Source organism: Xenorhabdus griffiniae (genome assembly GCF_001028135.1).
GTDB lineage: Bacteria > Pseudomonadota > Gammaproteobacteria > Enterobacterales > Enterobacteriaceae > Xenorhabdus > Xenorhabdus bakwenae.
On sequence record NZ_LDNM01000230.1, the window covers coordinates 1 to 470 of the forward strand.

A 470-nucleotide genomic window follows, 5' to 3' on the forward strand; every position below is an offset into this window, starting at 1 on the left:
CGCCTATGATCCGGCACAAGATGAATGGTTGCTGGCGCTGCGCTTCCATCATCTGGTCAGTGACCATCTGACACTGGAGCTGATTTTTACAGAAATGGCGCTCATCTTGCAGGCAAAAACGGAGAGGCTGCCTGCGGTATTGCCCTACCGCAACTTTATCGCTCAAACCCTGAATACATCAACCGCCGAGCATGAAGCCTATTTCCGCGCCCAATTAGCGGACATTGACGAACCCACCGCGCCATTTGGGTTACTTAATGTACAAACTGACAACAGCCTTGTCACTAAAGCCCATCTCCCTATCGCACCTGATCTGGCCAAAGCCATCCGCACTCAGGCGCGTCGTTTCGGTGTCAGCCCAAGTGTCCTGTTCCATGTGGCCTGGGCACAGGTACTGGCACTCACCAGCGGCCGCGATGATGTGGTGTTTGGCTCCGTGCTACTGGGCCGTTTGCAAGGCGGCGCGGGGG

Annotated in this window: 1 protein-coding gene; it reads left to right on the top strand. The window is 56.0% G+C overall.

Translation table 11 applies throughout. The annotated features are described in order from the left end of the window. On the top strand, positions 1–470 hold a 470-nt coding region (locus tag AAY47_RS19835; protein ID WP_047772109.1), incomplete at both ends, for a condensation domain-containing protein.